At 41.2% G+C, this 18,553-nt stretch carries 9 protein-coding genes and 2 tRNA genes; all 11 read left to right on the top strand.

Annotation, left to right across the window (positions count from 1 at the left end; translation table 11 throughout):
- The first annotated feature begins 18 nt into the window (after positions 1 to 18).
- Positions 19 to 6,243 carry a T9SS type B sorting domain-containing protein gene (locus J4N46_RS12470; protein ID WP_208059545.1) on the top strand — a complete coding sequence of 2,075 codons (6,225 nt, stop codon included), beginning with the start codon at positions 19 to 21 and terminating at the stop codon, positions 6,241 to 6,243.
- 146 nt (positions 6,244 to 6,389) lie between these two features.
- The gene (locus tag J4N46_RS12465; RefSeq protein WP_208059544.1) at positions 6,390 to 7,253 is read left to right on the top strand and encodes a sugar phosphate nucleotidyltransferase; all 864 of its coding nucleotides are present in this window, start codon (positions 6,390 to 6,392) and stop codon (positions 7,251 to 7,253) included.
- Positions 7,254 to 7,292: 39 nt separating this feature from the next.
- The gene (locus J4N46_RS12460) at positions 7,293 to 8,453 is read left to right on the top strand and encodes a galactokinase (protein ID WP_208059543.1); all 1,161 of its coding nucleotides are present in this window, start codon (positions 7,293 to 7,295) and stop codon (positions 8,451 to 8,453) included.
- A gap of 135 nt (positions 8,454 to 8,588) precedes the next feature.
- On the top strand, positions 8,589 to 9,659 hold the full coding sequence (locus J4N46_RS12455) for an aldose epimerase family protein (RefSeq protein WP_009416504.1): 1,071 nt from the start codon (positions 8,589 to 8,591) through the stop codon (positions 9,657 to 9,659).
- Between the two features lie 59 nt (positions 9,660 to 9,718).
- The gene (locus tag J4N46_RS12450; protein WP_208059542.1) at positions 9,719 to 12,238 is read left to right on the top strand and encodes a DUF5686 and carboxypeptidase-like regulatory domain-containing protein; all 2,520 of its coding nucleotides are present in this window, start codon (positions 9,719 to 9,721) and stop codon (positions 12,236 to 12,238) included.
- Between the two features lie 58 nt (positions 12,239 to 12,296).
- Positions 12,297 to 13,295, top strand: coding sequence for an acyl-CoA reductase (locus J4N46_RS12445; RefSeq protein ID WP_208059541.1), 999 nt, complete (start codon positions 12,297 to 12,299; stop codon positions 13,293 to 13,295).
- 185 nt (positions 13,296 to 13,480) lie between these two features.
- Positions 13,481 to 13,552: transfer RNA gene (locus tag J4N46_RS12440), tRNA-Glu, on the top strand.
- Positions 13,553 to 13,689: 137 nt separating this feature from the next.
- Positions 13,690 to 13,761: transfer RNA gene (locus J4N46_RS12435), tRNA-Glu, on the top strand.
- Positions 13,762 to 13,824: 63 nt separating this feature from the next.
- Positions 13,825 to 14,082, top strand: a complete 258-nt coding sequence (gene rpsT, locus J4N46_RS12430) for a 30S ribosomal protein S20 (protein ID WP_009416501.1) — start codon at positions 13,825 to 13,827, stop codon at positions 14,080 to 14,082.
- An 83-nt stretch (positions 14,083 to 14,165) separates the two neighbouring features.
- A complete protein-coding gene (locus J4N46_RS12425) occupies positions 14,166 to 15,260 on the top strand; it encodes a hypothetical protein (RefSeq protein ID WP_208059540.1) in 1,095 nt (364 codons plus the stop codon).
- A 331-nt stretch (positions 15,261 to 15,591) separates the two neighbouring features.
- Positions 15,592 to 18,553: isopeptide-forming domain-containing fimbrial protein (locus J4N46_RS12420; protein ID WP_208059539.1), on the top strand; the 2,962-nt coding region annotated here is incomplete at its 3' end.

Raw genomic sequence — 18,553 nt, 5'->3', positions numbered from 1 at the left:
GATGAAGGTAAGGTAACAGTGCCGAACAATACTCCTGCGGGAACTTATACAATCGTATACCGCGTATGTGAGAAGCTAAATGCAGGCAACTGCACTACAACCACAGCCACTGTGGTAGTACCAGTAGAGCCTATAGTAGCAACGCCAGATGTAATGACCGTAACAGTGGGTGATACTAGCAGTAGTTCGGTAATAGACAATGACCATATAGGTACGGCAACGACCACCACAAGTACGGTAAGCGTAACGGTGGTAACGCCAGCAGCGCCTAAGAGTTCAGGAGCAGCAACGCCAACGATTACCAGCGAAGGTAAAGTAATGGTGCCAAATAATACCCCAGCGGGAGTTTATACGATAGTATACGAAATCTGTGAGAAACTAAACACAGGTAACTGTACCACAACCACAGCCACTGTGGTAGTACCACTAACGCCTATTACAGCAACTCCTGATGTGATGACCGTAACGGTGGGCGATACTAGCAGTAGTTCGGTGATAGACAACGACCATATAGGTACAGCAACGACCACCACAAGTACGGTAAGCGTAACGGTAGTAACGCCAGCAACGCCTAAGGGCAGCGGAGTAGCGACACCAACGATTACTGATGAAGGTAAAGTAATGGTGCCAAACAACACACCAGCAGGGGTTTATACGATAGTATACGAAATCTGTGAGAAACTAAACACAGGTAACTGCACTACCACCACAGCAACTGTGGTAGTACCACTAACGCCTATTACAGCAACGCCAGATGTAGTAACCGTAACGGCAGGAGGCACTAGCAGTGGTAGTGTGATAGACAACGACCATATAGGTACAGCAACGACCACCACAAGTACGGTAAGCGTAACGGTAGTAACACCAGCAGCGCCTAAGAGCGCAGGAGCGGTAACCCCAACGATTACTAGTGAAGGTAAGGTAATGGTGCCAAACAACACACCAGCAGGGGTTTATACGATAGTATACGAAATCTGTGAGAAACTAAACACAGGTAATTGTACTACCACCACAGCAACTGTGGTAGTACCACTAACGCCTATTACAGCAACTCCAGATGTGATGACCGTAACGGTGGGCGATACTAGCAGTAGTTCGGTAATAGACAATGACCATATAGGTACAGCAACCACTACTACTAGTACAGTAAGCGTATCGGTAGTAACGCCAGCAGCGCCTAAGAGTTCAGGAGCAGCAACGCCAACGCTTACTAGTGAAGGTAAAGTAATGGTGCCAAACAACACACCAGCGGGAGTTTATACGATAGTATACGAAATCTGTGAGAAACTAAACACAGGTAACTGTACCACAACCACAGCTACTATAGTAGTACCACTAACGCCTATTACAGCAACTCCTGATGTGATGACCGTAACGGTGGGTGATACTAGCAGTAGTTCGGTGATAGACAATGACCATATAGGTACAGCAACGACTACCACTAGTACAGTAAGCGTATCGGTAGTAACGCCAGCAGCGCCTAAGAGTGCAGGAGCGGTAACCCCAACGATTACTAGTGAAGGTAAGGTAATGGTGCCAAACAACACGCCAGCGGGAGTTTATACGATAGTATACGAAATCTGTGAGAAACTAAACACAGGTAACTGTACCACAACCACAGCCACTGTGGTAGTACCAGTAGCCCCTATAGTAGCAACGCCAGATGTGGTAACCGTAACGGCAGGAAGCACCAGCAGTGGTAGTGTGATAGACAATGACCATATAGGTACAGCAACGACTACCACAAGCACGGTAAGCGTATCAGTAGTAACGCCTGCAGCGCCTAAGAGCGCAGGGGCAGCAACGCCAACGATTACCAGCGAAGGTAAAGTAATGGTGCCAAACAACACGCCAGCGGGAGTTTATACGATAGTATATGAAATCTGCGAGAAGTTAAACGCGGGTAATTGTACCACTACTACAGCAACCATAAATGTGGTAGGAAGTGTAACGACATCAACGGCTACACCTACTATTACAGCAACTCCAGATGTGATGACCGTAACGGTGGGTGATACTAGCAGTAGTTCGGTAATAGACAACGATCATATAGGTACAGCAACGACTACCACTAGTACAGTAAGCGTATCGGTAGTAACGCCAGCAACGCCTAAGGGCAGCGGTGTAGCGACACCAATGATTACCAGCGAAGGTAAAGTAATGGTGCCAAACAACACGCCAGCGGGAGTTTATACGATAGTATACGAAATCTGTGAGAAGCTAAACACAGGTAACTGTACCACAACCACAGCCACTGTGGTAGTACCAGTAGAACCTATAGTAGCAACACCAGATGTAGTAACCGTAACGGCAGGAAGCACTAGCAGTGGTAGTGTGATAGACAACGACCATATAGGTACAGCAACGACCACCACAAGTACGGTAAGCGTAACGGTGGTAACGCCAGCAACGCCTAAGGGCAGCGGTGTAGCGACACCAACGATTACCAATGAAGGTAAAGTAACTGTGCCAAACAATACTCCTGCGGGAACTTATACAATTGTATACCGCGTATGTGAGAAGCTAAATGTAGGTAACTGTACTACTACCACGGCCACTGTGGTAGTACCACTAACGCCTATTAGAGCAACTCCTGATGTGATGACCGTAACGGTGGGTGATACTAGCAGTAGTTCGGTAATAGACAATGACCATATAGGTACAGCAACGACCACCACTAGCACAGTAAGCGTATCAGTAGTAACGCCAGCAGCGCCTAAGAGTTCAGGGGCAGCAACGCCAACGATTACCAGCGAAGGTAAAGTAATGGTGCCAAATAATACCCCAGCGGGAGTTTATACGCTAGTATATGAAATTTGTGAGAAACTAAACACAGGTAACTGTACCACAACCACAGCCACTGTGGTAGTTCCACTAACGCCTATTACAGCTACGCCTGATGTAATGACCGTAACGGCAGGAAGCACTAGCAGTGGTAGTGTGATAGACAACGACCATATAGGTACAGCAACGACCACCACAAGTACGGTAAGCGTAACGGTAGTAACGCCTGCAGCGCCTAAGAGCGCAGGGGCAGCAACGCCAACGATTACCAGTGAAGGTAAGGTAATAGTACCAAATAATACACCAGCGGGAGTTTATACGATAGTATACGAAATCTGCGAGAAGCTAAACACAGGTAACTGTACTACCACCACAGCCACTGTGGTAGTACCACTAACGCCTATTACAGCAACTCCAGATGTGATGACCGTAACAGTGGGCGATACAAGCAGTAGTTCGGTAATAGACAACGACCATATAGGTACAGCAACGACCACCACAAGTACGGTAAGCGTAACGGTAGTAACGCCAGCAACGCCTAAGGGCAGTGGTGTAGCGACACCAACGATTACCGATGAAGGTAAAGTAACTGTGCCGAATAATACTCCTGCGGGAACTTATACAATCGTATACCGCGTATGTGAGAAGCTAAATGCAGGCAACTGTACTACAACCACAGCCACTGTGGTAGTACCAGTAGAACCTATAGTAGCAACGCCAGATGTGGTAACCGTAACGGCAGGAGGTACCAGCAGTGGTAGTGTGATAGACAACGACCATATAGGTACAGCAACGACCACCACAAGTACGGTAAGCGTAACGGTAGTAACGCCAGCAACGCCTAAGGGCAGTGGTGTAGCAACACCAACGATTACCGATGAAGGTAAAGTAACTGTGCCGAATAATACTCCTGCGGGAACTTATACAATCGTATATCGCGTATGTGAGAAGCTAAATGCAGGCAACTGCACTACAACCACAGCCACTGTGGTAGTACCACTAACGCCTATTACAGCAACTCCTGATGTGATGACCGTAACGGTGGGTGATACTAGCAGTAGTTCGGTGATAGACAATGACCATATAGGTACAGCAACGACTACCACTAGTACAGTAAGCGTATCGGTAGTAACGCCTGCAGCGCCTAAGAGCGCAGGGGCAGCAACCCCAACGATTACTAGTGAAGGTAAAGTAATGGTGCCAAACAACACGCCAGCGGGAGTTTATACGATAGTATACGAAATCTGTGAGAAGTTAAACGCAGGTAATTGTACCACTACTACAGCAACCATAAATGTGGTAGGAAGTGTAACGACACCAACGGCTACACCTACAATTACAGCTACGCCTGATGTAATGACCGTAACAGTGGGTGATACTAGCAGTAGTTCGGTAATAGACAATGACCATATAGGTACAGCAACGACCACCACAAGCACGGTAAGCGTATCGGTAGTAACGCCAGCAGCACCTAAGAGTGTAGGAGCGGTAACCCCAACGCTTACTAGTGAAGGTAAAGTAACAGTGCCAAATAATACTCCTGCAGGAACTTATACAATCGTATACCGCGTATGTGAGAAGCTAAATGCAGGCAACTGCACTACAACCACAGCAACCATAAATGTGGTAGGAAGTGTAACGACACCAACGGCTACCCCAACGATTGTAACAATAGAAGCGAATGCAGATGAGTTTAATCATTATGAAGTAGCAACGCAAACAACGCTTGTAGGTAATGTGTTGAGCAACGACAAGCTAAATGGTACGTTGAGTCCATCGGTGCGCAGTGTAACGATTACTACCCCAGCAGTAAGCAACCCACGTGCGCCATACATTCACCCTGCTACGGGTGATGTAACAGTGCCACCACACACCCCAGCAGGAGTATACGAATTGCCATATACTATCTGTGCATTGGCATCACCTACAGAATGTAGCACCGCTACAGCAGTAGTGAGAATAAGCACGATAGAGGCACACAACGATGGTCAGCATCAACTTGGTACGACTGCGGGAGGCACTATTAGCAGTGTATTGACAAATGATAAGCTCAACGGTCAGCGCCCAGCAGCGGGAGAAGTGAATATCAACTGGGTACCATCATCATTGAGTGGCTTTACATTCAACAATGACGGAACGATAGATGTAGCGGCAGGAACACCTGTAGGTACTTATACTATTGGTTATACACTTTGCGCAACGGCTACTCCTACCTTGTGTAGTGAGCGTGCTGAAGTGGTAGTAGCAGTAACAGCAGCAGTGCCAGTACCACCATTTAGTATAATGGCAGTATATGACGGGCCACACTATATAGACCAAGGAACGGCTACAACGGTAGCAAGTGTTTTGGCAAATGATACACTTGATGCCGACCCAGCGACTACGGGTAATGTATCGCTTACGTGGAATATCAGCAGCCCGGCGGGTATTACCCTTAATGCAGATGGAACAGTAGCGGTAGCAAGCACTACAGCGGCAGGCGTATATAAAGTGCCATATACAATTTGTGCTAAGAACGGAACCTTGTGTGCTACTACAGAAATAGAAATAGTAGTGATAGCACCAACGGTAACGCCAACGATAGAAGTGAATGGCGAAATGTTTACTTATACGGGTAGCCCAGTGGTAGGCAACGTACTTACCAATGAGAAATTGAATGGAGTTCCTAACCCATCGGTACGCAGTGTAACGATAAGCATAATGCCACCGCTTCCAGGGGTAAATGAACCATACCTAAACCCTGAAACGGGAGATGTGATAGTACCACCGGCAACGGTAGCTGGAACCTATACAGTTACTTACCGTGTATGTACGATAGCAGCGCCAGTGAGTTGTGATACAGCATCGGTGCGGGTAGTAGTTCCAGCGAGCGTATCGACACCAACAGCAGCACCTGTAGCGGCTGATGATAGGGCAACTACTATACGCAATACCCCTGTAACGATAGCAGTATTGTCAAATGACACTCCTAACGGAGCTACATTGCCTAATATCACTACAACACCGCTTAATGGTACCGCGATAGTGAATGCAGACGGCAGTATAGAATATCGTCCATCGACTAATTTTGTAGGTACAGATAGGATTGTATATGAGTTATGCGATGCGTTTGGACAGTGTGCAAGTGCGGTGGTAACGATAGAAGTAACGAATGGATTGTTGCCATACAATGGTATTTCAATAGACGGAAATGAAAGGAATAGCTACTTCCATATAGGAGGCATAGAAGCGTATCCGAAGAATGTAGTGAAGATTTTCAACCGTTGGGGAGTACAAGTATTTGAGATAGAGCATTACGACAACGTGCGCAATGTATTTAGAGGGCTTTCTAACGGACGAGTGACGATAGAGCGCGGTAGCAAGTTGCCACAAGGTACGTACTACTATATCATAGAATACGAAGATGACAACCACCAACAGCAGAAAGAAACAGGTTGGTTATATTTAAAACGCAATTAGCGATGAATAGAAAAGCACTCAGGCGCAACCCTGAGTGCTTTTTTTATAGATTGCTTGCAAAAAAAATAAGAAAAAAAATAGATTAATAAGAAAAAAAGTCGTAGCTTTGCAGATACAAAACAAACCATAAAAAAACGAGATAGAAAATGACAACATTAGTGATTTTGGCGGCAGGCTTAGGGAGCCGCTTTGGATCAGACAAACAATTGGAAAGTGTGCACAATGGCAATACCCTTTTTGATTATAGCATTTATGATGCTATAGAAGCAGGTTTTGACGATATTGTTCTTATTATCAGGCATTCTATAGACCAACTTACACGTCAGCATTTTGAAAACAGATTCCCAGGAGTTTCTATTAGATATGTATATCAGGACGACCACAATCCAGCGGGGATTGTTCGTGAAAAGCCTTGGGGTACAGGACACGCAATGCTATGTGTAAAAGACATAGTAAAAAATCCTTTCCTCATTCTCAACGCTGATGATTATTACGGCAAAGAAGGCTTTAAACTAATGTACAAAGCCTTGAATAGCGGCAAAGACAAAACTTATTTTTCAGGAGGCTATTTGCTTAAAAATACCCTTAGCGACAATGGTACCGTTTCACGAGGTATTTGTGAGGTAGATGCACAACACCATCTGCAATCTATAGTAGAAGCAACCAAGTTACGCCAAAACAGCCCTACCACTGCCGTAGATGAAGCTACAGGCATAGAATACCCCATAAGTAGCTATGTATCAATGAACTTTTGGGGCTTTACACCTGATGTTTTTGCTATTACCGAGCCTTATTTTGCTAAATTTGTGGCTGATAATAAAGAAAAACCAAAAGCGGAATTCTTCATTCCCCTAATAGTACAGCACGCTATTGCTGACCATCACTACACTTTGGAAGTACTGCCTAATAACGATACTTGGTTTGGGATGACCTATCGCGAAGACTTACCCTTGGTGAAAAAAGCTATAGAGGCAGCTATAAAAAGAGGAGAATACCCCGAAAAATTTTAATTTACGATAAAAATAATCAACAAATAAAACGAAAAAACAATGGAACAATTAAAACAAAAGTTTCAACAACTATTTGGTAGTGAGCCTACAGGGTACTACTTTGCTCCAGGACGTGTAAATTTGATAGGAGAACATACCGACTATAACGGAGGCAACGTTTTTCCTTGTGCTATTGATAAAGGCACTTATGCTTGGGTGCGTGTGCGTGATGACCAGCAATTGCGTATGTATTCTGAAAACTTTAGTGAGCTGGGAATTATCAGTTTTCAACTAAATGAGCTCACTTATGACAAAGCGCACGACTGGGCGAACTATCCTAAAGGGGTGATAAAAATGTTTGTAGAAGCAGGTTATGCAATCCCTACAGGATTTGATATTCTATTTTGGGGAAATATCCCTAATGGAGCGGGGCTATCCTCATCGGCTTCTATAGAGATGCTTACAGGTATTGTACTTAAAGACCTATTTAAACTTTCTATAGACCCCATAGCTATGGCACTCTTGGGCAAAAAAACAGAAAACTTGTTTATAGGAGTTAATTCGGGGATTATGGATCAGTTTGCAGTAGCTATGGGTAAAGCAGGACACGCTATATTATTGGACTGTAATACACTGCATTATGAATATGCCCCTGTAGCACTTCCCGATGAGGTGATAGTTATTGCCAATACCAACAAACGCCGAGGCTTAGCTGACTCTAAATACAACGAACGCCGCGCTGAGTGTGAAGAGGCGTTGGCAGAGTTACAGACTGTATTGCCTATAAAAGCCTTAGGAGAGCTTAGTATTGATACTTTTGAGGCTCATAAACATCTTATAAAGAGCGAAGTACGCCAACGTCGTGCTAAACACGCTGTTTATGAAAACCAACGTACCCTCAAAGCCCAAAAAGCGCTATCGGAAGGTAATCTTACTGAGTTTGGTAAGCTGATGAACCAATCGCATATTTCCTTGCGCGATGATTACGAGGTAACGGGTAAAGAATTGGATACTTTAGCTGCTTTGGCGTGGGAACAAGAGGGTGTGATAGGTGCCCGAATGACAGGAGCTGGCTTTGGCGGCTGTACTGTAAACATTGTCAAAAAAAATAAAGTAGATGATTTTATAAAAAATGTAGGAGCTGCCTACCAAAAAGAAATAGGCTATGCTGCTGATTTTTATATAGCGAACATCAGTGATGGCGCAAAAGTATTAATTTAGTTGTTAAATATTAGTCTTTAGTTATTGGATTGCACTTATACTTTGTTAAAAAAAGAGCACTTTAAGAAACAAAAACTGCACTAATGACTAAAGACTAATGACTAAGAATTACTCGTACCTAAAGACTAAAACACAATGATTACCATAGATAAAATTTCCTTGGGCAGTTATCAAGGGCAAGAAGTGTATCAGTACACACTACAAAATAGTATAGGCTTTAAAGTTTCAGTACTCAACTTGGGCGGTATTATTACCCAAATAATTGTGAAAGACAAGCACGATATGCCCAAAAATGTAGTGTTGGGCTATAAGGATTTTGAAACGTATATAGGCAATGGTGCCTATGCAGGAGCTATTGTAGGCAGAACATCAGGACGTATAGCTAATGCAACTTTTCAGATAGACGGAGAAACCTATCACTTAGATAAAAACAATGGCGAAAACTCATTACACGGCGGTGTAGCGGGGCTTACTCATCAGCTTTTTCAGGTAGAAACATTGGCTGATGGTATCACCTTGCGTTATCACAGTCCTGATGGTGAAGGAGGTTATCCTGCCGCTGTAGATTTTGAGGTTACTTATAAAATTACTGAAGCTAATACCCTTGCAATTACTTATACGGCTACTGTTGATGCACGTACTTATATCAACCTTACACACCATAACTATTTCAATCTTGCAGGTGATAGTGCTGTAAATGGTGATGAACAATTATTACAAATAGATGCCGATAAGGTGTGCGAACTAAAAGACGGACTGATACCTACGGGTAATTTTATAGATGTAACCCATACAGCATTTGATTTGCGCCAGCCTAAGTTGCTAAAAGAAGGCATAGCTGAAGGACATTCGCAATTTGCTATTACACGGGCTTACGACCACCCCTTTGTACTAAACCCTCATAGTGGACTTTCGCAAAAACCTCAAGTAGTGTTGCACTCACCCCATAGTGGTATTACGATGAAAGCTTACACTACCCAGCCTGTAGCGGTTATTTATACAGGTAATTACTTGGATGATGTACCTGTATTTGATGCTTTTAGTGATGAAAAAGAGAAATCTACCGCTAATGCACGCTATGCCGGTGTAGCAATAGAGCTGCAAGACTATCCTGATGGCATCAATCAGCCTGCATTTGGTACAAAAATAGTAGAAAAAGGAGCAGTTTATAAACAAGAAAGCATTTACAAATTTTTTAATAACTAAAAAAGCTTGTGTGGCTCGCACTCAAAAGACTAACGGCTCACACTTAATGACTAAATAATATGACGAGACAATACATTTTACTACCACTCTTATTTCTGTTAACTACCTATTTATCAGCAGTTTTTGCGCAAACACAAGTATCAGGGAAGGTGATAGACGAAAATGGATTGCCTATACCTTATGCTAATGTACTGTTTGTAAAAACTACAATAGGGGGGTATACTGATGAAGAGGGACGCTTTTCGCTCTATTCTGAAAAAAGACAGCGAGAATTGGAAGTTTCACTCATTGGTTATACTACCAAAAAGATACATTTAGAGAAGGATCATACCAAAGGGTTGGTGGTTGTATTGGCTGAAGGAGAACAGCTGAGCGAAGTAACTGTAGTAGCCAAACCCCAAAAAGCACTTCCTAAAAAGGAAAATCCTGCTTATACGGTGCTACAAGGCATTTGGAAAAACAAAAAGAAACGCGGCTTACAAAACGCAACAGCCTATGAATACAAAAAACACACCACTACCGAGTTGGGCATAAATAACTTGGATACGCTTTTCCTGCAAAGCACTCTGAAAAGTGAGTACGATACCATCAGAAAGTTGCTATCTGAGAAAAAGTATAAAGAAACATTTTCGCTCCCGATGTACCTTAGCGAAAAAGTGGAAAAAGTGTATGCTAACAACCAAACAGGTAAGAAGCGAGTAGATATAGAAGCAGAGCGTTCTCAAGGTATTGTACAACAGGGCTTTGGCTTGGAGCGCGTCAGTAAGTCGTTTGATGATTTTGACATTTACGACAATACCTATATGATACTCAATAAGCCCTTCGTCAGTCCGCTGGCTGAATTTGGCTACGGGGTGTACCTTTATGTGCTGAATGACACTATCCAGAAAGATAACCGCTCTTACTATCGCATTTTCTTTTTTCCTAAGGATGATCAAGACTTGGCTTTGGAAGGAAAGTTTGATGTAGATGCCAAAACTTTTATGGTGAGTAACATTCAGATGCATACTACCCCTAAAACGAATATCAACTTGGTACGTGGACTTTCGTTTGAAAAATACTTTACGATAGCTAATGATAGTATTTACTTGCCCGAACGAGAAATACAAGAGGGGGATTTCACTATTTTCACTAAAAAGGACGAAGAAAAAGGATTGTATGTAAAAAATTACATTACTTTTAGTGATGTATTGCTCAATAAACCCAAAGGAGCGGCTTTTTATGAGCAGGAAATAGTGAAAGTATCTAAAAATCAGTTTTATAAAGACGATAATTACTGGAATAAAAACACTATAGGTGGTGCTGAAGTGACAAAAACAAAACGACTCATACAAGAGGTGGGCAGCAATAGACGGATTAAGATGATAGGTGATATTACGGATATAATGTCTTCTGGCTATTTACCGCTGAATAATCATTGGCAGTTTGGGCGTTTTTGGCAGGCATTATCAAGTAATAATGTGGATGGGCTGCGTTTGCGAGCGGGTTTTAGGTCGTTTTTTTCTACTGATGATAGGTTTAGGACTTATTTTTATGGTGCTTATGGTCTTAAAGATAAGAAGTTTAAATTTGGGGTAAGTGGTAAATACCTGCTTTCGCATAGCCCGAGAATTACCATTGGAGGAGCTTTTCAAGATGATAACTTACAGCTTGGTAGCTTTGTACTTCACGATGATACTAATTTAGATTTTCAGAAAACGACTAACTTTATCATTGCGCGAGGTGAAAACTATTACCTTACCCGTAATAAGAAAATACAAGGGGTGTTGAACTTCAATTTGGATACCAATGTACAGCTTTCTGTATTTGGAACCTATCAAAATTTGCGTTCAGCGAGTGAAGATCACTTTTTGATAGCTTATCAGAATCCTAAAACGGGCGAACTATTGCGTGATTACGATAATTTTTATACGGGTACTGAGCTCACTTTTACCCCAGGACGCAAAGTTTTTGGTTATGGGGTAGAACAACGCTATGGAAAAAAATTGTATTCTACTTATACGCTTAAGTACAGCAAAGGAGTGGAGGGGGTAAGCCACAGCAAGTTTGACTATGACAAACTACAGTTTTTGGCAAGCAAGCCTATACCGATGTTTGGATATGGTATACTGCTTGCCAATGTAGAAGCCGGCAAGATTTTTGGTACAGCCCCCCTGATAGCTTTGGCACCCACACCTGCCAATCAGTCGTATTCGTCTGTACCTAATACTTTTGCACTCTTAGACTACTACGATTTTATTACTGATACCTATATCAATAGCTATTTTGAGCATCATTTTGATGGTTTTTTGTTTAATAGAATACCTTTCTTACAAAAGACGAGGTTTAAAAGTGTAGTTTTTGGTAGATTTGCTTACGGAACACTTTCTGAGGAGAACAAAAGAGCGAATATTACTAATATAATCTTTAATTCTCCTGAAAAATTGTATTGGGAATACGGTTTTGGAATAGAAAATATAGGATTAGGCAATTTTAGGTTTATAAGAGTAGATTTTGTATGGCGCAGTGAGTTTAACGATGTTAATGGTGTAAGAAATCCTAAGTTTGGCATACGATTAGGAGTAGTACCTTCATTTTAGATAATTATGAATTGTGAATTATGAATTTTGAATTGGGGATAAATTGGCGAATTGACAAATGAATTATAGCAAAAAACTTATTAAAATAGGTGAATTATTGGCAGATACTGCTCAGTTTTCGGAAATATTTGAGTTGGCAACGCAACATAACGGTTGGTTTACTCCTGAAAATCTGACTTTTGCATTTAAAGCGTGGGCAGAAGCTTTAAGTGAGCAGCATGTACAGCAATGGCTTTCGGCTTATAATCTAAAAGAAGAGCCTACAGATAAAAAGGTACTGATAATAATGGCGGGAAATATTCCTTTGGTGGGCTTTCACGATTTGCTGTGTGTATTGGTAGCGGGACATAAAGCTATTGTGAAACTTTCATCGGATGATAAGGTGTTGTTACCTTATATTGTAAAGAAAATGGCAACTATAGTCCCTGATTGGGCTTCGGCGGTTACTTTTACTGACGAACGTATTAATAGTTACGATGCGGTAATTGCTACTGGTAGCAACAATACAGCCCGCTATTTTGAGTATTATTTTGGTAAAAAGCCTCATATTATTAGAAAAAATAGGCATTCGGTGGCTGTGCTGAAAGGTGATGAAACCCAAGAACAGCTGGCAGCCTTAGGTGAAGACATCTTTAGGTACTACGGTTTGGGCTGTAGGAGTGTATCTAAGCTCTTTGTGCCTCAAGGGTATAATTTTGATAACTTTTTCAGGGCGATATATCTTTATAAAGATATTATTGAGGAACAGAAATACTCTAATAATTACGACTATAACAAAGCTGTTTATTTGATGAGCTTGTATAAGTTGTTAGAGAATGGTTTTTTGATGCTTAAGGAAGATGAAAGTTATGCCTCGCCTATAGCGACAGTTTTTTACGAATACTATAGTGATAGAGCTGCATTGGAGTTGCGTTTGCAGGCTGATGCTGACCAAATACAATGTGTGTTAGCAGAAGGATTTACTGCTGATGAGATAGCTTTTGGTTATAGCCAAAAACCACAATTGTGGGATTATGCGGATGGTGTAGATACCTTACAGTTTTTACTTAGCATTTAGTGGGGTATGACGAAACGAATAGAAAAATTTGTAATTTTGTGAATTTTTAAATTGTTAATATTCAGTATTTTATATTGGATAATAAAAAAAAGATGAAAAAAAGTTGCAAAAAAAATTGCAGGAATAAAAAAAAGTAGTACCTTTGCAACCGCAATACGGAAAAAGTATTGCTTAAAAAAAATAATGGTCCGTTCGTCTAGGGGTTAGGACGCAAGGTTTTCATCCTTGTAACAGGGGTTCGATTCCCCTACGGACTACAAGATTTAGTCGTTAGGAGTTAGTTGTTAGTAATTAGCCGTTGGAAGGTAGTGATTAGATATTGAAGAATGACTAATAGATTTAAAAAAAAGATTGCTAAGGCAATATTGGATTGAAAGGGTTTTAAAGAATATATGGTCCGTTCGTCTAGGGGTTAGGACGCAAGGTTTTCATCCTTGTAACAGGGGTTCGATTCCCCTACGGACTACTAAAACAACAAGATTATAAAATACACTAATATCAACAGTAGGTATTGAAAAAACAGTAACAAATGGCAAACCATAAATCAGCATTAAAAAGAATAAGAAGAAATGAGGCTGCACGCTTGCGCAATCGTTATCAGCACAAAACAGCTCGTAATGCCGTAAGAAAATTGCGTGCATTGGAAAACTTAGAGGAAGCTAAAGCGCTTTTCCCTACAGTAGTTTCTATGGTAGATAAATTAGCTAAAAGAAATATTATTCACGCTAATAAAGCAGCCAATTTAAAAAGTAGTTTAGCTAAACACATCAATAAGTTAGCTAAATAGTCATTTAGGTTTTAGATTTATCACTAAACAGCCAGATTTATGTAAAAATAAGTCTGGCTTTGGTGCATTAATAGTATATAACGATGAATTATAAAGTATATATATTCCTTTTCATATTGATAATGAGTGTAGTAGCTTGTAATGAAGCTACTAATAACCCTGCTGACCAAGAGAAGAACCATCAGCCAAAATCGGTAGATTTTGAAGAACTTCATTTGGCACCTTTGAACAGAGAGGCTCAAGAGGGCGTGCGCAGCTGGAAAGAGTTTCAGTCGCTGATGCAAATAGTAGTAACGATGGCACCTACCAAGATAAAAAATACCGAAGCCCTCGTAACTAACAACCCTGATAGTCTGCTGTTGTACAGCCGTTTGTATCCTGTAAATACTAAAACAGTGCTCACGAATATATTGGTGGAGCGCGATTGGCGTACGGCACTCACTGCCAACGATACTGTTTTCAGGATAGAAAAGACTAAAGAAAGTCCGTATTCATACTTGCAATGGCAGCGTTTTTTGGTAGCGGGAGTGCCTTATACTTTTTCTTTGAAAGCTAAAAAAGTGGGTGGATGCAACCGCTTGCAGTTGGATTTTTTGAATGATAAAGACAGCGAACTAATGCTGACTTTGCCAATAGATACGCTTGCTACCGATAACAAGGTACAGCGCACTGAACTTGATGAGGAGTGGTGTGATTTTAGAGTAACTTTTACACCTCACAATACACATAGTTATTTTATTCGTTTGGGTTTTGAAGAAGGTGTACAGCCTGCTGATAATGTGATATTTTATCATAGTGTACTTGAGATACCCGCTAGAGATTTTGGGAAGGTAAGTGCTTATTCCAAAAGGATAATAGGGGAGCAGTCGGATATAAAGAGTTCGTATTATTCAGTATTTTTTTGGTTGGTACAGATAGAGGATGCGCTACAAGAGTTGCTCACAACGCCTAATTTTCCTGAGAAACTAAACAATGCGATGATAAAATCGCGCTTTAGACTATTGCAAACAGAAATAAAGTTATTGGCAGACAATGTTCGTAATAATCCTGATTATGATGAAGTAGCTTTGAAAAGTGCTATCAAAGGAATTGAAAAAACTTTTAATGAACTTGTGGGGCGTATGAACAGTTGTTACAAGAATGATTTGGAAGCGCGAATGGGTGATATAGTGTTGTGATGTGTTAAAATGATGTTAATTGTATAAAACTGCTATGACAGTGTAAAAATAATATTGTATTTTTGCATTGTGTATATTAGTCTTAGGTGTGAGAGGGGGAGAGAATTATGAATTGTGAATTTTGAATTCTGAATTTTGAATTGTGGGACGGGTGGGACAATTAAGACAGGCGAGACAAGTAGGACTTGTGAGACAGGTGAGACTTGTGGGACGAGGAGAGAATTGTGAATTGTGAATTGTGGGACGAGTGAGACAGGTGGGACGAGTGAGACTATACGACTAATAATTAAACAAAAAAGTATCTAACAATTTTTTTATATATTATAATAGTATGAGAAGGCAATTACTATTACTCAGTTTTTTTTGGTTTATAGCGGTGTTATTTAGTACTGCTATAGGGCAGATGCAAGCCAACTTTCCAGAGCGATATCGTGTTACTGTAAAAGGGGATATGATTATCGTAGGGAATACAATGGTGAGCCCTCCTGGTGGTTCTGCTATATATGATGATACCGATAGATGGAACTACTTTTACCAGAAATATGTAGATGTAGATAATGATAATTCTACTTTCAACTCGAGCTCGGCAAGGGTATTAGACCCTAACCCTGGAGGTGCTTGTCCGCGTAAGGTAAAGAAAGCCTTTTTGTATTGGGCTTCTAATGATAATTCTTCAGCAGGAACAACCGATAGGGTAAAGTTTAAAATAGACAATGGTAATTACCAAGACATTATAGGTACTTTGGTAAGTACCGGTGTTAATGGTTTATATGTATATATAGCTGATGTTACAGACAAGCTTACTAGTGTAGCGGGTAATTATACAGTAGCCAACTTGCAAGCTCCTACTCGGTATGCGGCAGGTTGGACGCTCTTTATTATTTATGAAGATGCTACAAAGCCAGCTCGTAATATTAGTTTGTTTGATGGTATTGCTATTGTAAATGGTAGCACTTCAGCCGTGATTAACATTCAGGGCTTTAAGACAGTGCCTTCACCACTACCTGTAAATGCTAAGATTGGTTTTGCTTCTTTAGAAGGGGACGCAGCAGGGGTAGGTGACCAATTAAAAATAACAACCAATAAAATAAACAATGAAGTACTTTCCAGTCCAGGACGTCCTAAAAATAACTTCTTTAATAGTACTGCCACTGATGAAAATGGTATTAACTTGAATCGTACACCTCGTTCAAAGAACTTAATGGGGTATGATACAGGTATTTTGCAATTAGAGAATGCTAATAATCGTATTTTAGACAACAACTCCACTTGGGCGAAGCTTACTGCTACTACTGCTGGAGATGTGTACTATCCCTTTATGTTTGCCTTCAACGTAGAGGTAATAGAGCCTACGGTAGTGATGAATAAGCGCGTATATAATGCTGCTAACCAAGATGTTACGGGTCAGAATAACATAGCTTTGGGCTCTACTCTTAAATACGAAATAGAATTCCAAAACCAAGGGAATGACGATGCTAAAAATTTAACAATTACAGATATATTACCTCCCAACTTAGAAAACTCGGCTACAGGTATATATGTATCTGATTCTCGTATTACTTATAATTACGATCCTAATACCCGCAAGCTTACTGCAAATGTTCCTAACGACTTGGTAAAGCAAAACGGTTCTAAATATAAAATTTCTTTCAACGTAAAGGTAGTTCCCAAGTGTGATACTTGGACGTCTCCTTGCGCCAATAAAATACAGAACTCGGCTTCGGCTACCTATCAAGGTACCCGAAATCCTGCTACTTTTACCCCTAAGAGCTCCAATGCACAATTCTCGGCTTGTGGCTCTACTGAAGAAAGCAGTACCGATTTTCTTGTGGGGGTAGATTTTAGTAAGTGTACTTATAAGACCTCTACTATATTGTGTAAGCCAACAATGAACCTTACAGCGGCGGCGGACTTTGATAGCTATACTTGGACGAAAGAGGGCGATAGTTCTTTTAGCCGAACAGGGCGAACTATTAGTATAAATGCTGTAGGTACTTATAAGGTTACCAAAACCAAAGCGGGTTGTGCTACGATGTACGAAGAGTTTGAGGTAAAACCTAACGATCACGAAGCCGACCACCCCTTAGAGAATAAAATTAAAAACAAAGAAATCTCTGGGGAGGTATACGTATGTCCGTCTACAGGGCAAAAATATCCACAAGTATACTTGTGTGGTAAGAACGCTTCGGTGGAAGTGAAGCTGAAGATAGACAACGCCAAGAGTTTCCAATGGGGCAAAATGGCAGCGAGCTGCCCTAGCAAGCAATTAGATTGTCCTGCAAGTGCTCCTAGCCAATCGACCTGCTGGAGCAATGATGGGGCACTTATAAATGGTACTACTACTCAAAAGACTTTTAACGCTGATGGTGATTATAAGCTTACCGTTACCTATGATGGTGATTGTGTGGCTACTTATTACTTCCGTGTAACGAAAGACCAAACCGACCTTGATGCTGATGTGGTACACAAAGTATGTAATACACAAGGAAGCATTAAGGCAAAAGGTATTTCGGGTTCAGGTTATAAATATCAATTAAAACAAGGCAACACAGTAGTGAGAGCTTGGCAAACGAGTGTAGAGTTTAAAAACTTAGACCCTGGTACTTATAAATTGCAAGCAACTTTGCCTACCGCCAATACCCAAAGTATAGTAACTTGTGTGTACGAAAAAGAAGTTACCATACAGCAAATAACTCCTTCATTGCAAGTAACAGCAACCAACCCGCTATGTAATGGCGGACTGGGAGCATTGCAAATACAGTTGAGTTACCCACCATATTTTCCGTATACCTATAAGATTATCAAAGACGGACAAGTGGTAGCACAACAAGCAGTAACTACGCAACACTTGGCAGGGCTTACAGTAAGCCTTACAGCAGGTAGTTATACAGTGAAGGTGGAGAACAATTATGGCTGTACGCTACAACAAACCAAAAATATTACCGACCCAGCAGCCTTGAAGCTTGATTTGGGAGTAAGCAATGCAATGTGTAGTGCTAATGATGGAGCTATAACAGCGAGAGCGCAAGGAGGTACACCTAATAGTAATGGTTATACTTTAGAGTTATATAAGACTGGTACGTTTGTAAGTAGAGCTACTACGCAAAGTGGGGTATATACCTTTACAGGATTGTATGCAGGTGCTTATGAAGTGAAGGTAATTGATGGTAATAATTGTAATAAGACAACAAGTGCTACGATTATACAGTTACCTACGCCTTCGGTTACAGTTACTTATACGTTATATGAATGTGGGGCTAAAGGGAAAGTAGTATTCTCAGTACCACAAAGTT

It is taken from the genome of Capnocytophaga bilenii, from assembly GCF_017565765.1.
In the GTDB taxonomy this organism is placed as follows: Bacteria; Bacteroidota; Bacteroidia; order Flavobacteriales; family Flavobacteriaceae; genus Capnocytophaga; species Capnocytophaga bilenii.
This window is presented reverse-complemented; position numbering and strand designations above follow the sequence as displayed.

What these genes read in the sequence shown, in the direction of transcription:
- J4N46_RS12465 (WP_208059544.1), top strand. Translation starts at nt 6,390, where the DNA reads ATGACAACATTAGTGATTTTGGCGGCAGGCTTAGGGAGCCGCTTTGGA.
- J4N46_RS12460 (WP_208059543.1), top strand. Translation starts at nt 7,293, where the DNA reads ATGGAACAATTAAAACAAAAGTTTCAACAACTATTTGGTAGTGAGCCT.
- J4N46_RS12455 (WP_009416504.1), top strand. Translation starts at nt 8,589, where the DNA reads ATGATTACCATAGATAAAATTTCCTTGGGCAGTTATCAAGGGCAAGAA.
- J4N46_RS12450 (WP_208059542.1), top strand. Translation starts at nt 9,719, where the DNA reads ATGACGAGACAATACATTTTACTACCACTCTTATTTCTGTTAACTACC.
- J4N46_RS12445 (WP_208059541.1), top strand. Translation starts at nt 12,297, where the DNA reads ATGAATTATAGCAAAAAACTTATTAAAATAGGTGAATTATTGGCAGAT.
- rpsT (WP_009416501.1), top strand. Translation starts at nt 13,825, where the DNA reads ATGGCAAACCATAAATCAGCATTAAAAAGAATAAGAAGAAATGAGGCT.
- J4N46_RS12425 (WP_208059540.1), top strand. Translation starts at nt 14,166, where the DNA reads ATGAATTATAAAGTATATATATTCCTTTTCATATTGATAATGAGTGTA.